Below are 20,778 nucleotides of genomic sequence, written 5' to 3'. Positions count from 1 at the left end.
AACCGATCGTGACAACTGCTTACCGGATCGTGATTGACCTTCCAGATTTGGAACAATCGAAATACTATTCACATGACCTTCCCAAAATTAAAGCAGTCTTTGCCCTGTTCATAAAAGATCTATGTAATTACTTTAATCAGCTTCAAAATTGAGTCTCAATTCTTAAAATTAATTTAAATATAAAAATTTAACTCGCTTCAAATATCCTATAAACCTTCTTCTCCCAATATCTCAAATTATCATCAGCTCAGGACGATGAAATATTTCTGTCAGTGATCAATTTTGACTTTATTTTTACTTATTAATCTGTATCCTTAAGCTGCTTTCTCGGGGGAGATATTTAAATGAAATTTACACAAATCGCGGCACTTTGTGCATTGGCTTCAACAGCAGCTTTCACTCAGGCAGCAGTTTGGCAGGATTTTAGTCTGTCAGCTTTATATGGTGAAAACTATAAAGCACCATTTGCAGCTGGTAATGAAAAAATTGATCAATCAACCATTACTGCTGAATATGCAGCTGGTTTAAAATATGGTGATATCTTTGCCTTTGCTGACCGTACCAATAATGACTTCGGTAATGAAACTTACTTCGAAGTTGCACCGCGTTTAAGTTTAGGTGCAGTCACTGGTCAAAAGCTTGAGCTTGGCCCAATTAAAGACGTGCTTATTGCGACTACTTGGGAAGGCAATAGCGGTGCGAGTGACTTTAATAACTACCTATACGGGATCGGTTTTGCACTTGATATCCCATATACTAGCTATGCGAATATTAACTTCTACAAAGCTGACAATGACCTGCAAAAAGACGATTATCAAATGACGATCACTTATGCAGTTCCATTTAAAATTGGTGGCGAAGAGTTCCTGGCAGATGCTTTCCTGGACTGGTCAACCGCTGAAGGTCCTGATCACAAAAGCGAATTGAACTGGACTTCACAATATAAATGGAACGTTGGTAAGCATATCTCTCCTGAGACTAAACTTTACCTTGGTATTGAACATTCTGTTTGGAATAACAAATTCGGTACTGACGTTGATCAACACGATGTCAGCGCATTGGTTAAATACCACTTCTAAGTTTTTAGAATGAATAAAGCAGGACTTCGGTTCTGCTTTTTTATTGCCTAAATTCAGGTTATGGTTAGATATTCTCTTTCTTTTTTGGCATCTGCTTATGAGCTTTGTTATTCGTCCTACTCAAATTCAAGATTTGGAACATCTACTCCCGATCTACAATGCTGAAATCTTATACGGAACCTCAACCTGGAATAGCACGCCAAAAACGATCCAGGATTTTCAGAACATGCTGAATGAATTAAATGCTCAGCAATTTCCTTTATTAGTAGCTGAGCATTCAGCATCCAGGCAAATTGCAGGTTATGCGGATTATTCTATATTTCGACCCATTCAGGGCTTTAAACACACTGTTGAACATTCTGTCTTTATTCATGCAGACTTTATTGGGCAAGGTCTGGGTAAAGCTTTGATGCTCAAGCTGATTGAACATGCGCGGCAAAATGCTATCCATGTCATGGTCGGTGCCATTGACCATGAAAATCATGCATCAATTGCCTTACATGAGAAATTAGGTTTTAAACAAACCGGTTATATGCCGGAAGTTGGACAGAAATTTGGACAATGGCGCGATCTGGTATTGATGCAACTCAACCTGAATTAAACCAAAATATTTTATTTTTTATGTAAAACTTAATCTAATTGGATCAATAATCTGTTAGAAAAATTACTGATAGATAAAATTTTCTATTAAAACCAGAATAATGTCAGTTGAGTAAAATTATGAATAAATGGCTTATCTTTATCAGTATTCTCTCCCTGAGTAGTTTTAGTTTCGCCAATTCAGACTTTGAAACTGAACTCCGATCCGAATGTGCCAAGGTGAAAAGCTATGCCAACTCGGGAAGAAAATTTTATGATCAGAAACAGTATCAAAATGCGCTAGGACAATTTCAACAGCAAGCTTCCTGGTCTGCCTTTTGTGCAATGCATAGTGAAAATAGCGGTGTATCTTTTTCCGAGAATGCCATTACCACTGCTTTTAATAATGTTGGCTTAAGCTATTTTAAATCAGGAAAGCCACAATGGGCACGGGCCTGGTTTTCAGTCTTTCCTCAGGCCAAAAGCAGTCAATTTAATTTAAAACAGCTTCCTCCTCCGCAAAAAACTCAAAACTTGGCAGGCATTTATATACGGCATGCTGGCTTCGGTCACTGGAATACCATTCAAGTCAAACGGATTAAAAATTCTTATCAGATTCATTTTAATGGCCTCTATATGGGACTAAATAGCATGATTTATGGTCCAAATATAGGTGAATTTGAAACCACAATGCCTGTTAATAAAAATCAAACGACCTATCGATCAGATGACTGCAAAATTAATCTCAATTTTGCTTTTGATCCTAAACAGGGACAACAGGTGATTTTAAAACAGGACAATGGCAGTTCAGGTTGTGGCTTTGGACATAATGTCTATGCAGATGGACACTATTTAAAAGTTGAGTCTTAAATTGAGTTGTTAAAAAAGCCCGCGATTGCGGGCTTTTTAATAGATATTAGCAGCAAATCATTTTAAACAACGATATCCGCCAGATTACCTTTCTGTTCCAGCCAGTCTTTACGGTCACTGGCACGTTTTTTGGCCAACAGTTTATCCAGTAAACCTGAAGTCAGGTGCACATCATCCAGATCCAGTTGCACCAGACGGCGAGTATTTGGATCCAAAGTTGTTTCGCGAAGCTGGCTGGCATTCATTTCACCTAGACCTTTGAATCGGGTGATCTGCGGATTCTTAGTTTTACATTTTTTCAGGATGCCTTCCAGTTCATCTTCATCCAGCGCATAGTGCACATCTTTAGCATCATCGATACGGAATAGGGGTGGCATCGCCACAAACAGATGTCCTTCTTCGACCAGAATCGGGAAGTGTTTTACAAACAGCGCACATAACAAAGTCGCGATATGCAAGCCATCCGAGTCGGCATCGGCAAGAATACAGATCTTGCCATAACGCAGTTCAGACAGGTCATCTGAACCTGGATCGACCCCAATCGCGATTGCAATGTTATGCACTTCCTGAGAGGCCAGCACTTCATCCGAAGAGACTTCCCAGGTATTTAAAATTTTCCCGCGAATCGGCATGATCGCTTGGAAATTCTTGTCACGTGCCTGCTTGGCCGAGCCACCTGCAGAGTCCCCTTCCACAATAAACAGTTCAGACTGATCCAGATCATGTCCCACACAATCTGACAGTTTCCCAGGTAAAGTCGGACCAGCGACAATCTTCTTACGTTCAACTTTTTTGGCCGCTTTCAGACGGCGACCCGCTTTAGAAATCGCCATTTCTGCCAGTTGCATAGCGATGTCTGAATTCTGGTTTAACCATAGCGCAAACGCATCTTTGGCAATATTCTGCACAATGCCTGAGGCTTCACGACTAGATAAACGTTCCTTGGTCTGACCAGAGAATTGTGGCTCCTGGAATTTCAGTGACAGGATATAGTTCACCCCATCCCAGACATCTTCTGCAGACAGTTTCATATTCCGTGGCAACAGGTTACGCAGCTCACAGAACTCACGCATGGCATCGGTCACACCTGAACGTAAGCCATTCACGTGAGTACCGCCTTGTGCGGTTGGAATCAGGTTGACGTAGGATTCCTGAATACTTTCTCCACCTTCCACGTTCCAGCAGATGGCAAATTCTGCACTGGCACGCTCAGCATCACCTGTCGCCACAAAAGCAGGAGCCGGAATGATTTCACGGTCTTCCAGCTCATCCATCAAATAGTCGACCAGACCATTTTCAAACTGCCAGGTGATCTTTTCATCATTGATCTGGTCGATATAGTTAATTTGCAGACCAGCAGCCAATACCGCTTTGGCTTTTAAGTTATGTTTTAAGGCTTTAAGCGCGAATTTTGGAGAATCAAAATATTTGGTTTCCGGCCAGAAATGAACAGTTGTCCCTGTGGCACGTTTCGGTGCCTTGCCTTCCAGCACTTCTAGTGGTGCAGTCGGTTCACCATTTTCAAAGGCCATTTTATACAGGTTGCCGTGACGCTGAACTTCAACTTCTACGCGGCTAGAAAGCGCGTTGACGACCGAGATCCCCACCCCGTGCAGACCGCCAGAAAATTGATAGTTATCAGTACTGAACTTACCACCGGCATGCAGTTTGGTCAGGATAATTTCAATCCCGCTCTGACCATATTCCGGATGAATATCGACGGGCATACCACGGCCATTATCTTCAACCGATAATGAACCATCCTTATACACCGTGACCGTGACTTTATTGGCATGTCCCGCCAGTGCCTCATCGACCGCATTATCAATCACTTCCTGCGCCAAGTGGTTTGGACGAGAGGTATCGGTATACATGCCGGGACGACGACGGACCGGATCTAGACCAGATAAAACTTCAAGAGATTGAGCCGTATATTGAGACACGTTATTCGGTTTCCTTTTTTATGCAGTCGGATAAAAACTGTAAGAGCAGCGGAATTTTCTCCGCAAAATCATCCATGCCATGGCTGCCATTGGCCTCGGTCATCAGCAGTGCAGGTGGACGAGCTGAACTATAATAGCGATGTGCTGCACGATAATCCAAAACTTCATCGCCTTGTTGTAACAGCACTAATATTTTGTCTGCATCTTGTGCAGTTGGTAGCGCCATGGCTTCGAGCTGGCCAAGATCTGCGTCATTCAGGCACCAGTTCGGATGAACCTGCAGGGGCAATTCATCATCAAACAGTTCACGAAACAGCTGCCATGGTCGCATTGCCGGATTGATCAGTACAGCCGGCACATGTGCTTGAGCGACCAGATATGTCGCATAGAATCCCCCGAGACTACTGCCGACCAATGCCACCTGATCCATCGACTGGATCAATTTAGCAATCTTCTGAATTGCAGCCATCGGCGGCATGTTTAAATCCGGTAAATGCACCTGAATATCTGGGTACTTGGCACAGTATTGTTCCAATAACTGGCCTTTAATTGAGCTGCTACTACTCTTGAACCCATGCAGGTAAATGATATTCATCGGCAATCAATAAAAACAAACAAAATGTCAAAATTTAATTTAAAAGTGTGAAATACACTTCATTTTATAACCACTTAATTGCTTAAATTGTCTGACAAAAAAGCCTTTAATGTTATGCAATTCTCGCTATTTTAAGAGTATTCCGAATAAATTGAGAATCAAGAATACTGAAAAAAAGAATTTATACCGCGAAGTGCTCAAAAAAGAAAGATGTCTACGGCTCATATAAAGGATAGGATCAAATGCCAAGTTTAACGCCATTGCATGAAACCTATTGTCGATGGGATCGAACTCCGCTTAGCCAGGCAGATGTCCTGGAAGGCCTGGCACAATTGGTCACCATGCGCTTTAGTGATGTAGTACAGGAGCTGATTAAATCGATTCAGCGTGAAATTTTAATGAGCGTATTCGGGCTGAGTGAAAAAAATTCCAAAACTTTCCAGAATATTCCTTATATCGTACGTCTGTATCAAATGTCTTATGACATGATCTTTCATTATGGCAATACCCTGATTGCGCCTGGACTGCGTCGTATTATTGAAAGGTTCCCAAAATTACATAATAAACCCCTGACCCCGACCATGCATTTTATGGTCAGTGCCCTGAACGGGATTATTGGCGATTATCTGCTGAAATATCAGAATCCTCTCGCCCTGCCGATGCTCATTTACGATCATTATGGTTCTCTGCAACAAGGTGAGCTAACCGGACGCATTACCCTATTTGTGCATGGTCTGTGCATGAACCATCTGGACTGGTCAACCCGCAAATATCCGGGCATTGGAGAAAAATTACTGGCACAGCGTGACCATAACACCATGCTGTACCTGAACTACAATACCGGACGCCGCATTTCAGCCAATGGCCGCAGTCTGGCCAATGCCTTGCAGGATCTGGTCAAACGTAATCCAGGAATTACCAGTATTGATCTGATCGGACACAGTATGGGCGGTCTGGTGTCACGCAGCGCCTTATTCTATGGCAAACAAAATGTCTATGACTGGATTCCGATGGTAGAAAATCTGGTCTGTCTGGGCTCACCGCATCATGGTGCGGTACTGGAACGTTTTGGTTTTAGTTTGCAGGAAAAGCTCGGACATTTTCCTTTAGTGAAAATTGTGGGACATGTGGTGAATATTCGCAGTAACGGAATTCTAGACTTACGTCATGGCAGCGTCCGGGATGATGACTGGGAACATAATCCGGTACGGATTGGCTTTATGGACGACAACCGTAAACCAGCCCCGATTCCTGCGCATATTGATGCCTATCTGGTGGCAGGTACGATCGAGTTTGAACACCATACCAACAAAACGCTTAATGTGATTGGCGATTATCTGGTCAGTGTCAAAAGTGCCTTGGGCGAACATCCTCATCCGCGTTTTGATCTGAAAGTACCCGACGCACATAAGGCGATTTTCTATGGACTGAATCATTTTGAAATTCAGTATCATCCACTGGTGGCCGAACAGATTGTGCGCTGGTTCTATCCAAGTGTGGAAGATGAAACCTATACGCAAATTCATGAATACGTGACCGATCTGGACAGTATTGAAGGCATTGCCCTAACTTGATTGAAGGTAAAAAATTTGGTTCGCCTCTAAGAGAGTGATAAAAAAAAGCCAGTCTGTAGACTGGCTTTTTTGATTCCAATTTTGAAAATCAGTATTTATCTCTTAGACGTTTGACGGGCGCAGTCTGATATTTGCGAAATAACTGCCACAGGCTGATCAGCAATAAAATACTGAAGAACACCAATGACCAGACCGGTAAAGATTGCCCCAGGAACGTCCAGTCAATTGCGGCACATTCACCTGAACCGTTTAATACCTGCTGTAATACCGATTTCATCGGCAAAGTTTCCAGCCAGTAATCCAGACCTGGGCCACAGCTCGGCACTTGATCTGGGGGCAGGTTCTGTAGCCAGACATGCCGTGCAGCGACACCGACTGACCATAAGATACTCAGCGAGCCTAAGAAAGCATAACCACGCTTCATGGCATTGGATTTCGGATTATGCAGCAAGGCAATCAGGGAAATAATCCCTAGTCCGATCAATCCGATTCGTTGAAACACACACAATGGGCAAGGGTTCAGGCCCTGTCCATGCTCAAGATATAAAGCAAATGCCATCCCGGCAACAGATGCCAAAAACAACACACCACTCACGAAGCGATAACCCCATTGCATGGTTAATCCTCTTATTTATTATCGATATTGGGCTAAATATTCAGTAAAACTGATCGTGTTATCTTGCTCGAGCTGCTGTTGTTGCTGCAATGACTTTTGTGACAATTCATTGAAATATTTAAGTGTTTCTTTGCTTAATCGATGTGATTCATAGAGATTGCTATGCTGATGGGCCAAATGCTGACCAAACTGCCACATGCTGCTGTGGCTACGAATATCTCCGACAATCAGGGCTGACAAGGTCGCATCAACTTCATCGACACGGATCTGCATGGCTTGCATAGCATTGCTATATAGATCAGTTTCATAAGCCTGATCGAGCAATTGAGCCAGTGGCTGCATACGTTGCAAATGTAAATTACACCAGTCTTCAATCATATAGCGCTGGCCATTTTCCATAATCGCAGCGTTATAGGCGCGGCCACGATTGACCACTTCAGCCTGATTCTGGTCAATGATTTCCTGTTCGGCATCCAGCAATGCCGGGCTGTCTTGCAATAAGCAGTACAGTGCCACTACTTCCAGGAAGCCGGCAGTATCTTCATTGATCCCGATCGCGCTATACGGATTGACATCTACAGCACGCAGCTCAACATAGCCGATCCCGCGATTTTGCAAGGCTTGCGATGGAGTTTCACCTTCTTTAGGTACCTGCTTTGGACGCACCAGACTGTAGTATTCATTTTCAATCTGCAGCACATGATCATTGATCTGAATTGGCTGACCATTGGCATCATCCAGCCCCAGACGGGTAAATTGTTTGTACGGTGTTCTGACCGCTTTTTGCAGACCTTCCAGATAATCCTGCAGATTATTGTAGTGAATACCGAGCTGTTTCTGCGCTGAATTCTGATAGCCAAAACGACCCATCCGTAATGCAGTCGAATAAGGCGTATATAAAGTACCGCGTACCAGCGGGAATAAATGGTGATCGCGTCCGGTCATAAAACACTGGCAAACGGCTGGACTGGCGCCAACCAGAAAAATCACCAATGGGGTTAAACGAATAAAGTTACGGATCAGCCCCATATAACGATGGCTGCGATAATCCTGCAGACTTAAAGCGCGCAGCTCTTCATCAGTTTCCTGTTCCTGGAGCGCTATAAAGAAATGATCCGGGAAAGACAGATTATAGTGAACCCCGGAAATGGTCTGCATACGACGGCCATAACGCACGCCTAAACCATGACGATACAGCGTTTTAAATAAACCAATATTGGAGCTGCCATATTGCGCTAGCGGGATATTTTCATCCTTGCTGTCGAGCATACATGGCATAGACATCGGCCAGAGCTTTTCATCATTTTTCAGATGACGGTGTACAAAGGCATGAATGTCGGTCAGATAGTTGAGAGCTTCAGTAATACTCTCTTTCGGTGGAGTAATAAACTCCATCAAGGCTTCAGAATAATCGGTCGTAATATGCGGATGTGTCAGAGCTGAACCTAAGGCATGAGGATGCGGTTCCTGCGACAGGAAACCATTGCTTTGCATACGCAAGCTCTCACGCTCGATACCGCGCAGCATTCCTTTGATGAGCGACGAATCTACCCATTCCGGTAATACATCATGGGCAGTCGATTCAGGTTGACTCATTACAATCTCGCTTAATGGGGGTAACTATTAAAATAGAATCATCGGTTTAGCTTAGTATACCGCGATTTCCAGACAGCACATGCTGCCCTGCCTAGTTTTCAAGCAAACCATTGATTTTTAGTTGGGCAAATTTTTAACACAAAGTTTCTCTATAAGACATGTGAAATTTGTGATTTTATTGACAAATAAATGCTAATAAATTGTAAACAATATGAATTATCAAGATATTTTAGACTTCTGGTTTAGTCCTGAGACTCAACCCAACTGGTTTGCCAAAAGTGACCAGTTCGACCAAAGTTTGAAGGAAAAATTTGGCGATATTCTGGAACAGGCGAGTAGAGCTGAACTATGGTCATGGCGTAAGAATGCTGACGGCCGGTTAGCAGAAATCCTTGTTCTGGACCAGTTTTCACGTAATATTTTTCGGGATACGCCGCGTGCTTTTGCTCAGGACAGTCTGGCTTTGGCACTGGCTCAGGAAGCCATCAGCCAGGATCTGGACAAACAGCTGAGTCCGGAGCAACGTTCCTTTCTTTATATGCCTTTCATGCATAGCGAGTCTCAATTAATCCATGAATTTGCGCTAAAATTATTTCAGCGCCTCGGCAATCCAGAAAACCTCGAATATGAAATCAAGCATAAAATCATTATTGACCGTTTCGGACGCTACCCACATCGCAACCAGATTCTGGGCCGTGAATCCACCGAGGAAGAATTGAGTTTCCTGACCCAGCCAGATAGCAGCTTCTAGAGGTCTGTAACTCGCTGGATCATCCTATCAGGAGAACGAAGATGAAAAAAACCGTCATTGCCCTGACCCTTGCGACGACTGCCCTGCTTTCTGGCTGTGCAACGACACCGTCCAAGCCGCTTACCTTTGACCAGCTCGGCCAGTACAGCACTACTCCACTGAATGCCAACACTTATCGCATCAGTTTTCAGGCGCGACCTAATATGAGTTTCGGTACAGCCGAAGAAATTACCCTGCTGAAAGCCGCGCAGACCACAGTTCAGAACGGTTTCCAGTTTTTCCGGGTACTGAACGATCCAAGCAACCGTACCCAGCAACCACCGCGTCAGGCGATTGTCTATCCGGCGCCTAGCGTCTATCCATACGGTTATTATCGTCCTTATGGTTATTCCCGTCGCTATCCGGGATTCTGGCCCGATCCATTCTATGACCAGCCCTATACTGTCACTTTAGATCCTGCTCAAGTGGCTTATACCATTGAGTGCTTTAAAGCCGGTCAGGAGCCGAAAGATGCCTTTGATGCCCGCTTGATTTTACAATCACTTGGCGCTAAATATGGAGTAAGTCCATCCGGCCAAGTACTCCAACCGCAGCCGGCCACGCCCTAATAACAGGATGATTTATGCAGAAAGAGCAGCCGTCACCGAGCTTACAACGCAGTAAACGTTTTGCGACTATTGCACTGGTCGTCGCAGTACTGGCTTGGCTGGCGCTGATGATTACTGCCAAACTGCTGCCTGAATATGTCTGGCTGATTCATATTCTGATGCTCTCTGCCGAAGCAGGTGTAGTCGGTGGTCTGGCGGACTGGTATGCAATTACCGTGCTGTTCCGCAATCCTTTTGGCCGGCTACCGATTCCAAAATTTTTACGTGACCATACTGAAATTATTCCACGCAATAAAGCCCGGATTGCCGAATCTATGGGGCGCTTTGTGCAGGAAAATTTCCTTTCCCCGCAAATTGTGCAGCGCAGTCTGGCCAGTACCGATTTAAGTCTGGCTGCTGGCCGCTGGCTGGCCAATCCGCAGAATAATGCTCAAGTCACACAAGTGATTCAGCAGACCGTACCCAAAGTATTTGAATTTGTCGGGCAGGAACAGATCGCCGGGTTTATCCAGAGCAACAGTGTGCAATGGGTCAAAAACACCCAGATCAATACCCTGGCCAGCGAAATGCTGCGCGCTGTTTTGGAAAATGATTTCCATCAGGATGTGCTGCAACGCGGCCTAGATGTGGTACATGCCTGGATGACTTCACATCCAGAACAAACCCGTGAGCTGACCCGCACTTTATTCAAGGAAATGGGCGTCTGGCGTCTGGCTAAAGGCGCCAGCTGGATCGGTATTGATGTGCAGCAACGCAGTATCGATTCGGTGATTCAGCGGGTGGAAGCCATGCTGGCAGATCCCGACCATCCGTGGCGGCTTAAAATTGAAGAAACAGCTCAAGAATTGATGCAGCAATTGGCAGATTCTGAAAGTATGGCCAGCCAGCGACTGAATGAAACTAAAGATGCCCTGCTTGACAGTCCGCAAGTGCTAAATTTTATCAGTGGTGCAGTGGTCATTTTATGCGATGCCATCAAAGCAGATTTGCAAAAGTCGGATTCGGGGATTGCGGAGAATCTGCGAGTCGCCATTCAGCAAGTCGGTGAAAATATTATTTCAAATACTTCAGTGCGTGAGTTGCTGAATAACCGTCTCAGTGGTATCGCTGTCGATTTGAGTGACCAGTACAGTGAGAAAGTGATCCGTTTTATCAGTGAACGTATTCATGAATGGGATTCGACTGAGATGATCGACAAGATTGAAAACGAAGTCGGTGGTGACCTGCATATGATCCGGGTCAATGGTGTCGTGGTCGGGGCCTGTATTGGTCTGATCCTTGGGATCATCCGTGCTGCAGTCGAGCATCTGATTTAATTGATTTTTAGTTAGAGAGCCCATCTGTTAGTGAATGCTTTTTACCTTCTAGAACTTCTTTCTTAATTCTCATGGATAGAAAACAATTATTTGGGTGGCTGATTTCCTGACATATCGACCAGCAAGCCGGCAAATTTGCGTACAAAAGGTAAAAGCGTCACCACAATCGGAAAAGCAATCGCCCAGGAAATCATCCAGTTATGAAACCAGAGGGCCATAAAGCCCTCAATCCAGCCCAGATTGCGCAGCATGTTAATCATGGAAATAATTCCACTCATCAGGCAGGACAAGATAAAAGGCACAATGACCAAGGCCCATTTGGCTGGAAGTTTGGGAATATTGCCGATGATGGTCGGACGCTGTTTTGAATCCATGCTGACTCTTTTTATAGTTTCAATCAGGCTAATATAGGCCATTTTGATTGCTGGATGATTCATTTTTTTATAGCAAAATTTGCAACTTATTTATTCCCCTCTTTCTCATGTGATCCTTCATTGATGACCGACCGATGGATAGAAACTATAGACTACTAATCGTATATTTTTTATTCCCCATAAATGGTTTTACCTAAAGAGTCGGAAATTTGCTATATTTGCTGTTTTTCTGCGATATCTATTTTCGACTGATTATGAATACGGCAATCCAAGCAGCTCTCGATCATGCAGTGCAAACTTTACAGGCACAAAACGTACTCCCATCTGACTGGAACAATACAAGTAATTTGACGCGTACCAAAGACCGCAGCCACGGTGACTTTGCATCAAATATTGCCATGATCGCGTCTAAAGCTGCGGGTATGAAACCGCGTGATTTAGCAGAAAAAATTCTTGCTGCCCTGCCTGAAGTGGCGGATATCAGCAAGGCAGAAATTGCAGGCCCAGGCTTTATTAACTTCTTTTTAAATGCAGACCAGCGTTTTGCTGTGCTGGATCAGATTCAGGCTCAACAGGCAACATATGGTCGTACCCAGGCCAATGCGGAAAAACGCGTTCAGGTTGAATTTGTGTCTGCGAACCCGACTTCCAGCCTGCATGTAGGTCATGGTCGTGGCGCTGCTTATGGTATGACTGTTGCAAATCTGCTTGAAGCGACAGGTGCCAAAGTTGACCGTGAATATTATGTCAACGACGCTGGCCGTCAGATGGATATTTTGGCGACTTCAACTTATCTGCGTTATTTAGAATTGACAGGTCAGGAACTGGTGTTCCCGAAAAATGCCTATCAAGGTGATTACGTTAAAGAAATCGCACAAAGCATTATTGATAAAGACGGCGATATCTATGTTCGCCCTGTTGCAGACGTTTATAAAGATGTCCCTGAAGACGTACAGTATGCTGCCGAACCGGATGCTGAAGGCAATAAAGTGGTTGTTTCAGGCGATAAAGAAAAACACATTGATGGCCTGATCTTCAACTCACAAACTTTATTAAATGAAGGTTACCGTGTATTCCATCAAGCTGCGTTAAAAGCCATCCTTGATGATATTAAAGATGACCTCGGTGAATTCGGGGTGACTTTCAACCAGTGGTTCAGCGAAGCAACTCTGACTGAAAAAATTGATGAAGCGCTACAAACTCTAGATCAGCGAGGCTTCCTGTATGAAAAAGATGGCAACATCTGGTTCAAGTCGACTGAATTTGGTGATGAAAAAGACCGCGTAGTGAAACGCCGTAATGGTCAAACCACTTATTTCGCGTCTGATATTGCGTATCACCTAAACAAATTACAACGTGGCTATACCGATATCATTGATATCTGGGGTTCAGACCATCACGGTTATATCGCACGTGTAAAAGCAGCGATTGATGCTCTGGGCTATGACTCGAAAAAACTGACTGTACTTCTGGTTCAGTTTGTCAGCCTGTGGCGTGGTGGAGAGATGGTACAGATGTCCTCTCGTTCAGGCCAGTTCGTGACTTTACGTGACCTGCGTAAAGAAGTCGGTAATGATGCAGCGCGTTTCTACTATGTCATGCGTAAATCTGAACAGCACATTGACTTCGACCTTGACCTTGCCGTATCTCAAAGCAAGGACAATGCCGTGTATTACATCCAGTATGCGCATGCGCGGATCTGCCGTATGTTAGAAAAGGCAGCATCTACAGGCGTGAACTTTGATGCAACCACTGCACGTGGTCTGGCAGCCAAACTTGAGCTGGAAGCAGAAACTGAAATTCTGGCAAAACTGGCAGCTTATCCAGAGATTGTCGTTCGTGCTGCAAACAGCTATGAACCACATCAGATTGGTAACTACCTGAAAGAGCTGGCTGCGCTGTTTCATGGCTGGTACAACGACAACAAGGTTCTGGGCGATGATGCAGAATTAACTCAGGCACGTTTACTGTTATCTGTAAATGTTCGTCAGGTGCTGCGTAACGGTCTGGAACTGCTTGGTGTATCTGCGCCTGAGAGCATGTAAGCAAAACACTGTTTTGCATGCTCGCAAGGCAAGAGCTCCGCTCGAAGCAAAAATGTAAAGCACTGCTTTTACATTAACGCAAGACGAAGAGCTCTGCTCGAAGTCAGCATGCTAGTCATTGCCGTTTATCTGCTGAATAAATATTTTGTAACTTTAGCTATGTGCTTGAAGATGTAGATAAATTAAAATTCTGTGTGATTTGTGATCTAGATAATGACTTTTCTATCACGATCACATAGGATGAAGTCATAGTAGGGGCATAACTGCTGTTATGCCTTTTCTATTTGCCCCGATAAATAAGAGGAAATCCCAAGTGTTTGGAAAAACGCAGCGCGGTGTATCTGAAAGACCGAATAAGCCTAAAAAGCCACTTATTCCTACCTGGCTCGGCACACTCGTGATCATTTTAATCGTGTTAAGTTTTTTAATGGCACTCATGCTGTGGAAGCCATGGGAACCTGTTAAACCTAAAAACCAGGCTACGGCTGAACATTCTCAAGAAGAAGATACCAATAAAGACTACCGTTTTTATGATCTGTTGCCACAGCAGCAAGTGACACCGATTCCTGAAGAGGCGGTTCCTGAAGCAAAAAATCAGGAAGCAGTGGTGATTGTAGAGGCACCAAGGCCTGAAGTTGATGAATCAGAAACAGCAACTGAGCCAGGTCTGGATGCAACCGAAGCCCCAACTCCTGCTTCTGCAAGCTATATTTTACAAGTTCGTAGTTTTGATGACCCGGATCAGGCAGATGCCCGCCGTGCAGAAATCATTCTCAACGGTTTATCTGCAGATGTAGTCCGCAGTGTGGAAAATGGCAAGGTTTGGTATCGTGTCGTGTCTGGACCTTATGATTCAGCAGAATCTGCGATTATTGCACAGCAAACCTTACAGCACAGTGGTATCGATTCGATCGTTGTCAAACGATAAAGTTTAGAAAATAAAAAAGCGCCAGATGGCGCTTTTTTTTGAATCTTTTATCTCCTCCCTTTTTTAAAGGGAGGTTGGGAGGGATTTTAATTTTTTAACTCCCTCTTGCGAAGCAAGGCTTCTCACCTTTTTCAAAGGGAAAGAATCTAAGGGATATTTGTTATCATGAGATTCCCTCCTAAGCAAGCTTTGAAGCACTGCTTTGAATTGAAACGCAAGAGGAGGAAATTAGAATATTTAATCTCCCTCAATCCCCCTTTTTCAAAGGGGGAAGCAACATAACAGGAGATTAAAAGCTTTTTATAGGGTATGACCCAACGCCTCACCCATCAATACGGTTGAATTGGCTTTAAATTTCTCATCCCATTGCATCTTGTTTTCCTCAAACAGGATAACGGCGGTTGAACCTAGGTAAAAACGACCCAGTTCAGCGCCTTTTTCAAGGAATAAATTGTGCTGGTTTAGCTCGATACGACCAGATGGTTTTACCTTGCCAGTCGCCACAGTTTCAATACCAGCCACAATCATCGCACCAACTAGAACCACTGCCATACGACCAAGTTCGGTATCAAACAGACATACCATACGTTCATTACGGGCAAACAGACCTGGAATATTTTCGGCTGTGGTCTGGTTGACCGAGAACAGTTCACCCGGCACATATAAAGTTTCTGTTAGAGTTCCGGCAAATGGCATGTGAACACGATGATAGTCACGTGGTGACAGATACACCGTCGCAAACTCACCATTCTTGAATGGTTCTGCTAGTTGCGGATCAGCAATCAGGTTTTCAACCGTAAACTTCTGGCCTTTGGCCTGAAACACATCGCCATTTTCAATTTTACCCAGTTGGGAAATCGCGCCATCTGCCGGAGATACGATCGCAGTTGAATCAGCATCGACCGCACGCACTCCAGTTCTTAATCCACGGGTAAAGAAATCATTAAATGATTTGAATTTCAGGGCATTGGTTTGCTCAGCAATCGACATATCAATCCCGTATTTGGTCTTGAACGCTGCAATCACGGCTGTTTTTACCAGCGGATTTTCGCTGGCTGCAATTTTTCCCACCACACGGGACAGGCGATGCTGTGGCACCACTTTTTGGGCCTGGATAAACAGTTGTTGTTTTAGACGCGATGTGATGCTCAAGATGGCACCTCTCCTGTAGCGATTGGACTATCGAGGCGGTTGCCCCATTCACTCCACGCACCATCATAGGCTCGAATATTCCAGCCGAATAAGCGACCCAGAATATAAGCCAGACCTGAACGGTGATGGGACTGACAATACACCACAACCGGCTGATCCAGATCAAATCCCAGTTGTTCCAGACGCTGCTGAGTATGTGGTAAAGGATGTAATTTTAAATGATTTTGCCGGTTAAGGGCAGTACTCCACTCAAAATGACGTGCGCCCGGGATGTGACCACCGCGTCGCGCAGCCAGACGCAGGCCAGTGTATTCATCTTCTGTACGACAATCCCATACCTGAATTTTTTCATTTTCAATGAGTTGTTTTAATTCATCATAATCAATCTGAAACTCAGCCTTTCTTTCAAGATTGACTGGAACCAGATGATCGACAGGTATAAACGTTTCCTGATCTGATGAAGTCGGTAGTCCCGCACCCAGCCAGGCATGAATGCCGCCATTGAGTAAACTGGTATTTTCAAAGCCCATGCAATGCAGGTTCCAGAGCAGACGCCCTGCCCACGCACCGCCTTCATCATCATAAGCTACGACATGATGTTCAGGAGAAATATTCAGGTAACGAATTAAAGCTTCCAGCCCTTCTGCATCCGGTAACAGGCCCATGGCTGTTTCTTCCTGACGAACCAGCAGCTTGGGTTGCAGATGTAAGGCATGTGGAATATGCAATTGTTCATAAACCGACGCCCGGCTTAAATCAACAATTCGAAGTTTTTCATTTCCCAAATGTGGAACCAAATCTTCTGCTTCAATCAGCAGACCAAAGTCAAAGGCGGAAGCTGTCATCTTAGTAGTTGTCATTGCGGTCAAATCCTTTTGATCTTAGCACAGCTCATTTTTTCAATTATGTTGTTTTTATCTAGATCCTTAGCATAATTTTAGCTAAAGCTGATTTAAGAAAGACCATCATCCAAGAAAAAACCGCCTCATGATTGAAGCGGTTTTTTGAATCAAGCAGAGATTTTTAGGCAGGTTCTGAGATATTGAACACCTGACGCAAATATGCCAGGAAAGTATCATTATCCGTCATGGTTTTTCCTGGGCTATCGGAGATTTTCGCTACCGACTGACGGTTGCATTCCACCAGTTTCAATACGATATTTAGCGGCGTCTGCCCCATGTCATTGGTCAGATTGGTGCCGATCCCGAAGCTGACCTGAAAGCGATCTTTAAAGTATTGATGCAATTTCCAGGCTTTTTCCAGATTCAGGCCATCACTAAAAGTCAGCATTTTGGTTTTGCTGTCAATTTTCAGCTTTTTATAGTGAGCATAAGCCTTGTCACCCCATTCATAGGGATCGCCACTATCATGACGCAAGCCGTCAAACAGTTTGGCAAAGTACAGGTCAAAGTCACGCAGGAAAGCATCCATACCGACTACATCGGTCAAGGCAATTCCAAGGTCACCACGGTATTCCTGTACCCAGGTTTCCAGGGCGGCTTTCTGGAAATTACGCAGACGCACATCTAACGCCTGAAAGGCTTGCAGAAATTCATGTGCCATGGTGCCAATCGGGGTAATACCCAACTCTTTGGCTAAATACACATTACTGGTCCCACGGAATACGTGCGGTGCAGCTTTATTAAATTCTTCGACCACATGCTTTTGCCAGTCAAAACTATAACGACGGCGGGTACCAAAGTCCGAGACCAGGAATGGTGGATCATTCGGGTTCTGCGCGGCATCATACTGTTTTAAAAGTTCAATTTTAGCTTTTAAACGGCGCTCACCTTCAGCTAGCACTTCAGATGTACGAATGCGGCTAAAATACAGTTCATTCACAATGGCCAGTACAAAGATTTCAAACATCATTGCCTGAACCATGGGGCCTTCAATAGTAATATCCAGGCGGCCTTCATTGTCGATGGTGGCCTTAATAAAACGGCGTTTGAGCTGGAATAGTTCCAGATAATCCACAAAATCGCTTTTGATAAAACGCAGGCTGCGTAAATATTGTAATTCGTCTTCTTTAAATTTGAGCTGACACAGCAAATCCAGTTGGTGATTCAAATCATCCAGAATATCCGTCAGCGGATATTCCGTATCTTCCAGGTTGCGACAACGGAAATGATAGACACTATGCGTTTGTGGAAACTTGTGTAATACCACTTGTAGCATGGTGAATTTATACAAGTCAGTATCTAACAAAGAGTGGATAATTGGAGCCATAACTAAGGGAAATATCGCTGTGCTTATCCCGCATTAAAGCATAAAAGTTTAGGCAATATTGCAGGATTTACGTACAGCTAGCTGAATTATCGACAAAAGTTCAAGAAAATAAACTGCTTCCCACACAGTTATTTGACTGCTTTCAGCCCGTTTTCCTGTTCCTTGATAATTTTTTGTAGCTGCTTTTCCTGACCGATCACCTTGGCAAATTCAGCTGTGGTTTTTTGCCCGGTTTTCTTGGCTTGGGCATCACAGTCGACCTGACGCAGCTGTTTGGCAATGGCAAATTCCATTTTAAACAAGGCACCCATCAAGGCTGTATTGCCACGGTTGTCCCGGGCGCAGCGGTCTGCCCCTTTGGCCAGTAAGGTGGTCACAATATCCTGATGGCCATAATAGGTTGCCATCATCAACGAGGTATAACCATCTTGATTGCGTACATCGACTGGAAAGCCGTGCTTTAAAAATTCATTGATCACTTCGCTATTGCCGATTTTAGCAGCAGCAAAAAACAGATCGATCAATTCCTGTTGTGAGGTCATCTGAACGCTTGCCGCAGTTTTTGCAGGGGAGACATTCTTCACTTCAGCAGCAGTTGCGAATGCGGAACTAAAGGCAAGAATACTGGCTAAAAATGTATATGGCAGAACTTTCATGATGAACTCCAACAGAAATCGAAAGGAAAATTTAAGTCTTGAAAGACTCAATTGACCTGAGATGGAATAAAAAACAGAGTGCCTGTAAAACTCCCCCTAGGGTGCAGGAAAGGTTTGGAGTATTACAGGACTTTTTGGAGGTGATGCGCTAGGCCCTAGTCACCAGTTCTTCAAGACCAATCGGGATTAGTCTTTTAATTTTGCAGCTTTGGCTTTAACGATTGAGATGTCACCATTTACAGCTTTAGTCATGCGCATACCGTAGTCAGCATCTGCCTTATAGAAGTAAGACAACATGATGTGCTTGGTTTCTGAATCTTTGACATTGCCCAGATCAGCCGCCAGGTTCATGATCAGGTCATCTTTCTCTTTGGCAGTATATGAACGGTACAAGTCACCTGCTTGCTTGAAGTTTTGCTCTTTAGTAGCGATCTGCTGAACATGACCAGTCAATGGTGTTTCAACTGCACGTGCTTTTTCAGTCGCCGGTTTAGGCTCTTTACGGCTTGGCTCGTAGTTCACATCAGAGTCACGTTCAGACACATTCATGTGACCTTCCTGGTTATTGTTGTTCACATTCACCACAGGACGGTTTACCGGAATTTGCTGATGGTTCGCACCTAGACGATACATTTGTGTATCTGAATAAGAGAAGATACGGCCTTGAAGCAAACGGTCTTCAGAGGGTTCGATACCTGGGACCAGATTACCTGGTGCAAATGCAGCCTGTTCAGTTTCATTGAAGAAGTTCTTCGGCATACGGTTGAGTGTCAATGTACCGACTTTCACTTCTGGAACCAGTTTGGTTGGCCAGATTTTGGTTGGGTCTAGCGGATCGAAATCAAAGCTGTTCAGATCTTTAGGATCAAGCACCTGAATATACAGATCCCATTTCGGGAAATTACCTGCATAGATGTTGTTATAAAGATCATTGGTCAAGTGATTGAAATCTTTACCTTGTTGCGCAGCCGCTTCTTTGACATTTAAGCCCTTCACGCCCTGTTTAGAGCGGAAGTTGAATTTCACGTACTTGTATTCGCCTTTGTCGTTATACAGTTTGTAGGCATGTACACCAAAACCGTCCTGTTCGCGGTAGCTGGTTGGGACACCTTGCTTGCCATAAACATAAGTCAGCATGTTGGTTGCCCAAGGCTGGCTAGACAGAAAGTCAAACACACGGTTGGCATCTTGTACGTTGGTGACGGGGCTTGGTTTCATCGCGTGGATGAAGTCCGGGAATTTGATCGCATCACGGATAAAGAAGACTGGTGTCTGGTTACCGACCAAGTCCCAGTTACCTTCTTGGGTATAGAATTTGATGGCGAAACCGTGCGGGTCACGTAGGGTCTCTGGTGAACCTTTACCATGAATGACGGTAGACATGCGCACAAAAACTGGAGTTTTGGTACCGGCCTTGAATAAAGAAGCAATTGTTAAATCAGACAGATCTTTCGTCGTAACGAATTCACCATAAGCACCCGTACCACGTGCGTGTACGACACGTTCAGGAATGCGCTCACGGCCAAAACGTTGCAGTTTTTGAACCAGTTGTACATCCTGCAGCAAAGTTGGACCTTGTGGACCCGCAGTGATCGAGTTCTGGTTATCACCGACTTGTGCCCCGTTATCTTTGGTTAATGGTGCAGCTTGTGCAGCTGTCACCGTTGCAAGCATTGCAACAAGTAATGAACGCTTAAACATTTCTAAATCTCTCAATTTAATACCTTTCCTGCATGCAGCTAAGATACTTGAGAGCAAAAAATAGATAAAACAGATAATTTTTATGATTATGATCGTGTTTTTAGATAGTTTAAAATATTATCAATGCTAATCAATCAATTAAGCCCATTTTTTAGACATTAACTTA

Annotated in this window: 20 protein-coding genes; 10 read left to right on the top strand and 10 right to left on the bottom strand. The window is 44.3% G+C overall.

The features are described 5' to 3' along the window. Positions 1 to 8: 8 nt before the first annotated feature. From FTV34_RS03700 to FTV34_RS03685, 4 genes are all read left to right on the top strand, one after another. Positions 9 to 152, top strand: coding sequence for a hypothetical protein (locus tag FTV34_RS03700; RefSeq protein ID WP_159124199.1), 144 nt, complete (start codon positions 9 to 11; stop codon positions 150 to 152). Positions 153 to 344: 192 nt separating this feature from the next. Then, positions 345 to 1,079 (top strand): outer membrane protein OmpK, encoded by a 735-nt coding sequence (locus FTV34_RS03695; protein WP_180017282.1) that lies wholly within the window; start codon positions 345 to 347, stop codon positions 1,077 to 1,079. Positions 1,080 to 1,176: 97 nt separating this feature from the next. Next, entirely contained in the window at positions 1,177 to 1,680 is a 504-nt protein-coding gene (locus FTV34_RS03690; protein ID WP_180030976.1) for a GNAT family N-acetyltransferase, read from the top strand. A 119-nt stretch (positions 1,681 to 1,799) separates the two neighbouring features. Beyond that, a complete protein-coding gene (locus tag FTV34_RS03685; protein WP_180030974.1) occupies positions 1,800 to 2,528 on the top strand; it encodes a hypothetical protein in 729 nt (242 codons plus the stop codon). Between the two features lie 62 nt (positions 2,529 to 2,590). On the opposite strand, the gene parE is transcribed toward FTV34_RS03685, so the two are convergent. Next, positions 2,591 to 4,471 carry a DNA topoisomerase IV subunit B gene (parE, locus tag FTV34_RS03680; protein ID WP_166137506.1) on the bottom strand — a complete coding sequence of 627 codons (1,881 nt, stop codon included), beginning with the start codon at positions 4,469 to 4,471 and terminating at the stop codon, positions 2,591 to 2,593. A gap of 1 nt (position 4,472) precedes the next feature. Next, positions 4,473 to 5,066 carry a YqiA/YcfP family alpha/beta fold hydrolase gene (locus FTV34_RS03675; RefSeq protein ID WP_180030972.1) on the bottom strand — a complete coding sequence of 198 codons (594 nt, stop codon included), beginning with the start codon at positions 5,064 to 5,066 and terminating at the stop codon, positions 4,473 to 4,475. A gap of 242 nt (positions 5,067 to 5,308) precedes the next feature. Between FTV34_RS03675 and FTV34_RS03670 the strand changes: the two genes are divergently transcribed. Then, the gene (locus FTV34_RS03670) at positions 5,309 to 6,640 is read left to right on the top strand and encodes an alpha/beta hydrolase (protein WP_166137513.1); all 1,332 of its coding nucleotides are present in this window, start codon (positions 5,309 to 5,311) and stop codon (positions 6,638 to 6,640) included. A gap of 88 nt (positions 6,641 to 6,728) precedes the next feature. Here the strand turns inward: FTV34_RS03670 and FTV34_RS03665 are convergent, their stop codons facing one another. Both FTV34_RS03665 and gshA read right to left on the bottom strand, forming a co-directional pair. Beyond that, a complete protein-coding gene (locus FTV34_RS03665; RefSeq protein ID WP_159124206.1) occupies positions 6,729 to 7,256 on the bottom strand; it encodes a disulfide bond formation protein B in 528 nt (175 codons plus the stop codon). Between the two features lie 18 nt (positions 7,257 to 7,274). After that, positions 7,275 to 8,852 carry a glutamate--cysteine ligase gene (gene gshA / locus FTV34_RS03660; protein WP_159124207.1) on the bottom strand — a complete coding sequence of 526 codons (1,578 nt, stop codon included), beginning with the start codon at positions 8,850 to 8,852 and terminating at the stop codon, positions 7,275 to 7,277. 211 nt (positions 8,853 to 9,063) lie between these two features. Here gshA and FTV34_RS03655 point away from each other — a divergent pair, with 211 nt between their 5' ends. The 3 genes from FTV34_RS03655 to FTV34_RS03645 are packed head-to-tail and all read left to right on the top strand — an operon-like array spanning position 9,064 to position 11,527. Further along, positions 9,064 to 9,603 (top strand): DUF924 family protein, encoded by a 540-nt coding sequence (locus FTV34_RS03655; protein WP_180014864.1) that lies wholly within the window; start codon positions 9,064 to 9,066, stop codon positions 9,601 to 9,603. Positions 9,604 to 9,644: 41 nt separating this feature from the next. Next, positions 9,645 to 10,211, top strand: coding sequence for a hypothetical protein (locus tag FTV34_RS03650; protein ID WP_159124209.1), 567 nt, complete (start codon positions 9,645 to 9,647; stop codon positions 10,209 to 10,211). Positions 10,212 to 10,225: 14 nt separating this feature from the next. Further along, a complete protein-coding gene (locus tag FTV34_RS03645) occupies positions 10,226 to 11,527 on the top strand; it encodes a DUF445 domain-containing protein (RefSeq protein WP_159124210.1) in 1,302 nt (433 codons plus the stop codon). Between the two features lie 86 nt (positions 11,528 to 11,613). Here FTV34_RS03645 and FTV34_RS03640 read toward each other — a convergent pair whose 3' ends face one another. Next, positions 11,614 to 11,901 carry a DUF2798 domain-containing protein gene (locus FTV34_RS03640; RefSeq protein WP_125278848.1) on the bottom strand — a complete coding sequence of 96 codons (288 nt, stop codon included), beginning with the start codon at positions 11,899 to 11,901 and terminating at the stop codon, positions 11,614 to 11,616. A gap of 254 nt (positions 11,902 to 12,155) precedes the next feature. Between FTV34_RS03640 and argS the strand changes: the two genes are divergently transcribed. Both argS and FTV34_RS03630 read left to right on the top strand, forming a co-directional pair. Next, positions 12,156 to 13,946: an arginine--tRNA ligase gene (argS, locus tag FTV34_RS03635; protein WP_180031966.1), complete on the top strand. Its 1,791-nt coding sequence runs from the start codon at positions 12,156 to 12,158 to the stop codon at positions 13,944 to 13,946. 313 nt (positions 13,947 to 14,259) lie between these two features. After that, positions 14,260 to 14,874 (top strand): SPOR domain-containing protein, encoded by a 615-nt coding sequence (locus FTV34_RS03630; protein ID WP_159124212.1) that lies wholly within the window; start codon positions 14,260 to 14,262, stop codon positions 14,872 to 14,874. 300 nt (positions 14,875 to 15,174) lie between these two features. Here FTV34_RS03630 and asd read toward each other — a convergent pair whose 3' ends face one another. The 5 genes from asd to FTV34_RS03605 form a co-directional block, all read right to left on the bottom strand. Beyond that, a complete protein-coding gene (gene asd, locus FTV34_RS03625; RefSeq protein ID WP_180031968.1) occupies positions 15,175 to 16,026 on the bottom strand; it encodes an archaetidylserine decarboxylase in 852 nt (283 codons plus the stop codon). Then, positions 16,023 to 16,871: a sulfurtransferase gene (locus FTV34_RS03620; protein ID WP_180031982.1), complete on the bottom strand. Its 849-nt coding sequence runs from the start codon at positions 16,869 to 16,871 to the stop codon at positions 16,023 to 16,025. The genes asd and FTV34_RS03620 overlap by 4 nt, the downstream gene beginning before the upstream one ends. A gap of 178 nt (positions 16,872 to 17,049) precedes the next feature. Next, positions 17,050 to 18,255 carry a nicotinate phosphoribosyltransferase gene (gene pncB, locus FTV34_RS03615; RefSeq protein WP_180031970.1) on the bottom strand — a complete coding sequence of 402 codons (1,206 nt, stop codon included), beginning with the start codon at positions 18,253 to 18,255 and terminating at the stop codon, positions 17,050 to 17,052. 128 nt (positions 18,256 to 18,383) lie between these two features. Next, positions 18,384 to 18,911: an ankyrin repeat domain-containing protein gene (locus tag FTV34_RS03610; RefSeq protein WP_180031972.1), complete on the bottom strand. Its 528-nt coding sequence runs from the start codon at positions 18,909 to 18,911 to the stop codon at positions 18,384 to 18,386. 186 nt (positions 18,912 to 19,097) lie between these two features. Next, positions 19,098 to 20,612: a catalase gene (locus tag FTV34_RS03605; protein ID WP_180068900.1), complete on the bottom strand. Its 1,515-nt coding sequence runs from the start codon at positions 20,610 to 20,612 to the stop codon at positions 19,098 to 19,100. Positions 20,613 to 20,778 lie beyond the last annotated feature (166 nt).

Origin of the sequence: Acinetobacter sp. YH16038 (assembly GCF_013417275.1) — a bacterium.
In the GTDB taxonomy this organism is placed as follows: domain Bacteria; phylum Pseudomonadota; class Gammaproteobacteria; order Pseudomonadales; family Moraxellaceae; genus Acinetobacter.
This window is presented reverse-complemented; position numbering and strand designations above follow the sequence as displayed.

Bases quoted from the DNA above. Each gene is read 5' to 3' on its own strand.
- FTV34_RS03605 (WP_180068900.1), bottom strand. From the start codon at position 20,612: ATGTTTAAGCGTTCATTACTTGTTGCAATGCTTGCAACGGTGACAGCT.
- FTV34_RS03610 (WP_180031972.1), bottom strand. From the start codon at position 18,911: ATGAAAGTTCTGCCATATACATTTTTAGCCAGTATTCTTGCCTTTAGT.
- FTV34_RS03690 (WP_180030976.1), top strand. From the start codon at position 1,177: ATGAGCTTTGTTATTCGTCCTACTCAAATTCAAGATTTGGAACATCTA.
- argS (WP_180031966.1), top strand. From the start codon at position 12,156: ATGAATACGGCAATCCAAGCAGCTCTCGATCATGCAGTGCAAACTTTA.
- FTV34_RS03670 (WP_166137513.1), top strand. From the start codon at position 5,309: ATGCCAAGTTTAACGCCATTGCATGAAACCTATTGTCGATGGGATCGA.
- pncB (WP_180031970.1), bottom strand. From the start codon at position 18,255: ATGGCTCCAATTATCCACTCTTTGTTAGATACTGACTTGTATAAATTC.
- gshA (WP_159124207.1), bottom strand. From the start codon at position 8,852: ATGAGTCAACCTGAATCGACTGCCCATGATGTATTACCGGAATGGGTA.
- FTV34_RS03645 (WP_159124210.1), top strand. From the start codon at position 10,226: ATGCAGAAAGAGCAGCCGTCACCGAGCTTACAACGCAGTAAACGTTTT.
- FTV34_RS03685 (WP_180030974.1), top strand. From the start codon at position 1,800: ATGAATAAATGGCTTATCTTTATCAGTATTCTCTCCCTGAGTAGTTTT.
- FTV34_RS03665 (WP_159124206.1), bottom strand. From the start codon at position 7,256: ATGCAATGGGGTTATCGCTTCGTGAGTGGTGTGTTGTTTTTGGCATCT.
- FTV34_RS03695 (WP_180017282.1), top strand. From the start codon at position 345: ATGAAATTTACACAAATCGCGGCACTTTGTGCATTGGCTTCAACAGCA.
- FTV34_RS03650 (WP_159124209.1), top strand. From the start codon at position 9,645: ATGAAAAAAACCGTCATTGCCCTGACCCTTGCGACGACTGCCCTGCTT.
- FTV34_RS03655 (WP_180014864.1), top strand. From the start codon at position 9,064: ATGAATTATCAAGATATTTTAGACTTCTGGTTTAGTCCTGAGACTCAA.
- FTV34_RS03675 (WP_180030972.1), bottom strand. From the start codon at position 5,066: ATGAATATCATTTACCTGCATGGGTTCAAGAGTAGTAGCAGCTCAATT.
- FTV34_RS03640 (WP_125278848.1), bottom strand. From the start codon at position 11,901: ATGGATTCAAAACAGCGTCCGACCATCATCGGCAATATTCCCAAACTT.
- FTV34_RS03620 (WP_180031982.1), bottom strand. From the start codon at position 16,871: ATGACAGCTTCCGCCTTTGACTTTGGTCTGCTGATTGAAGCAGAAGAT.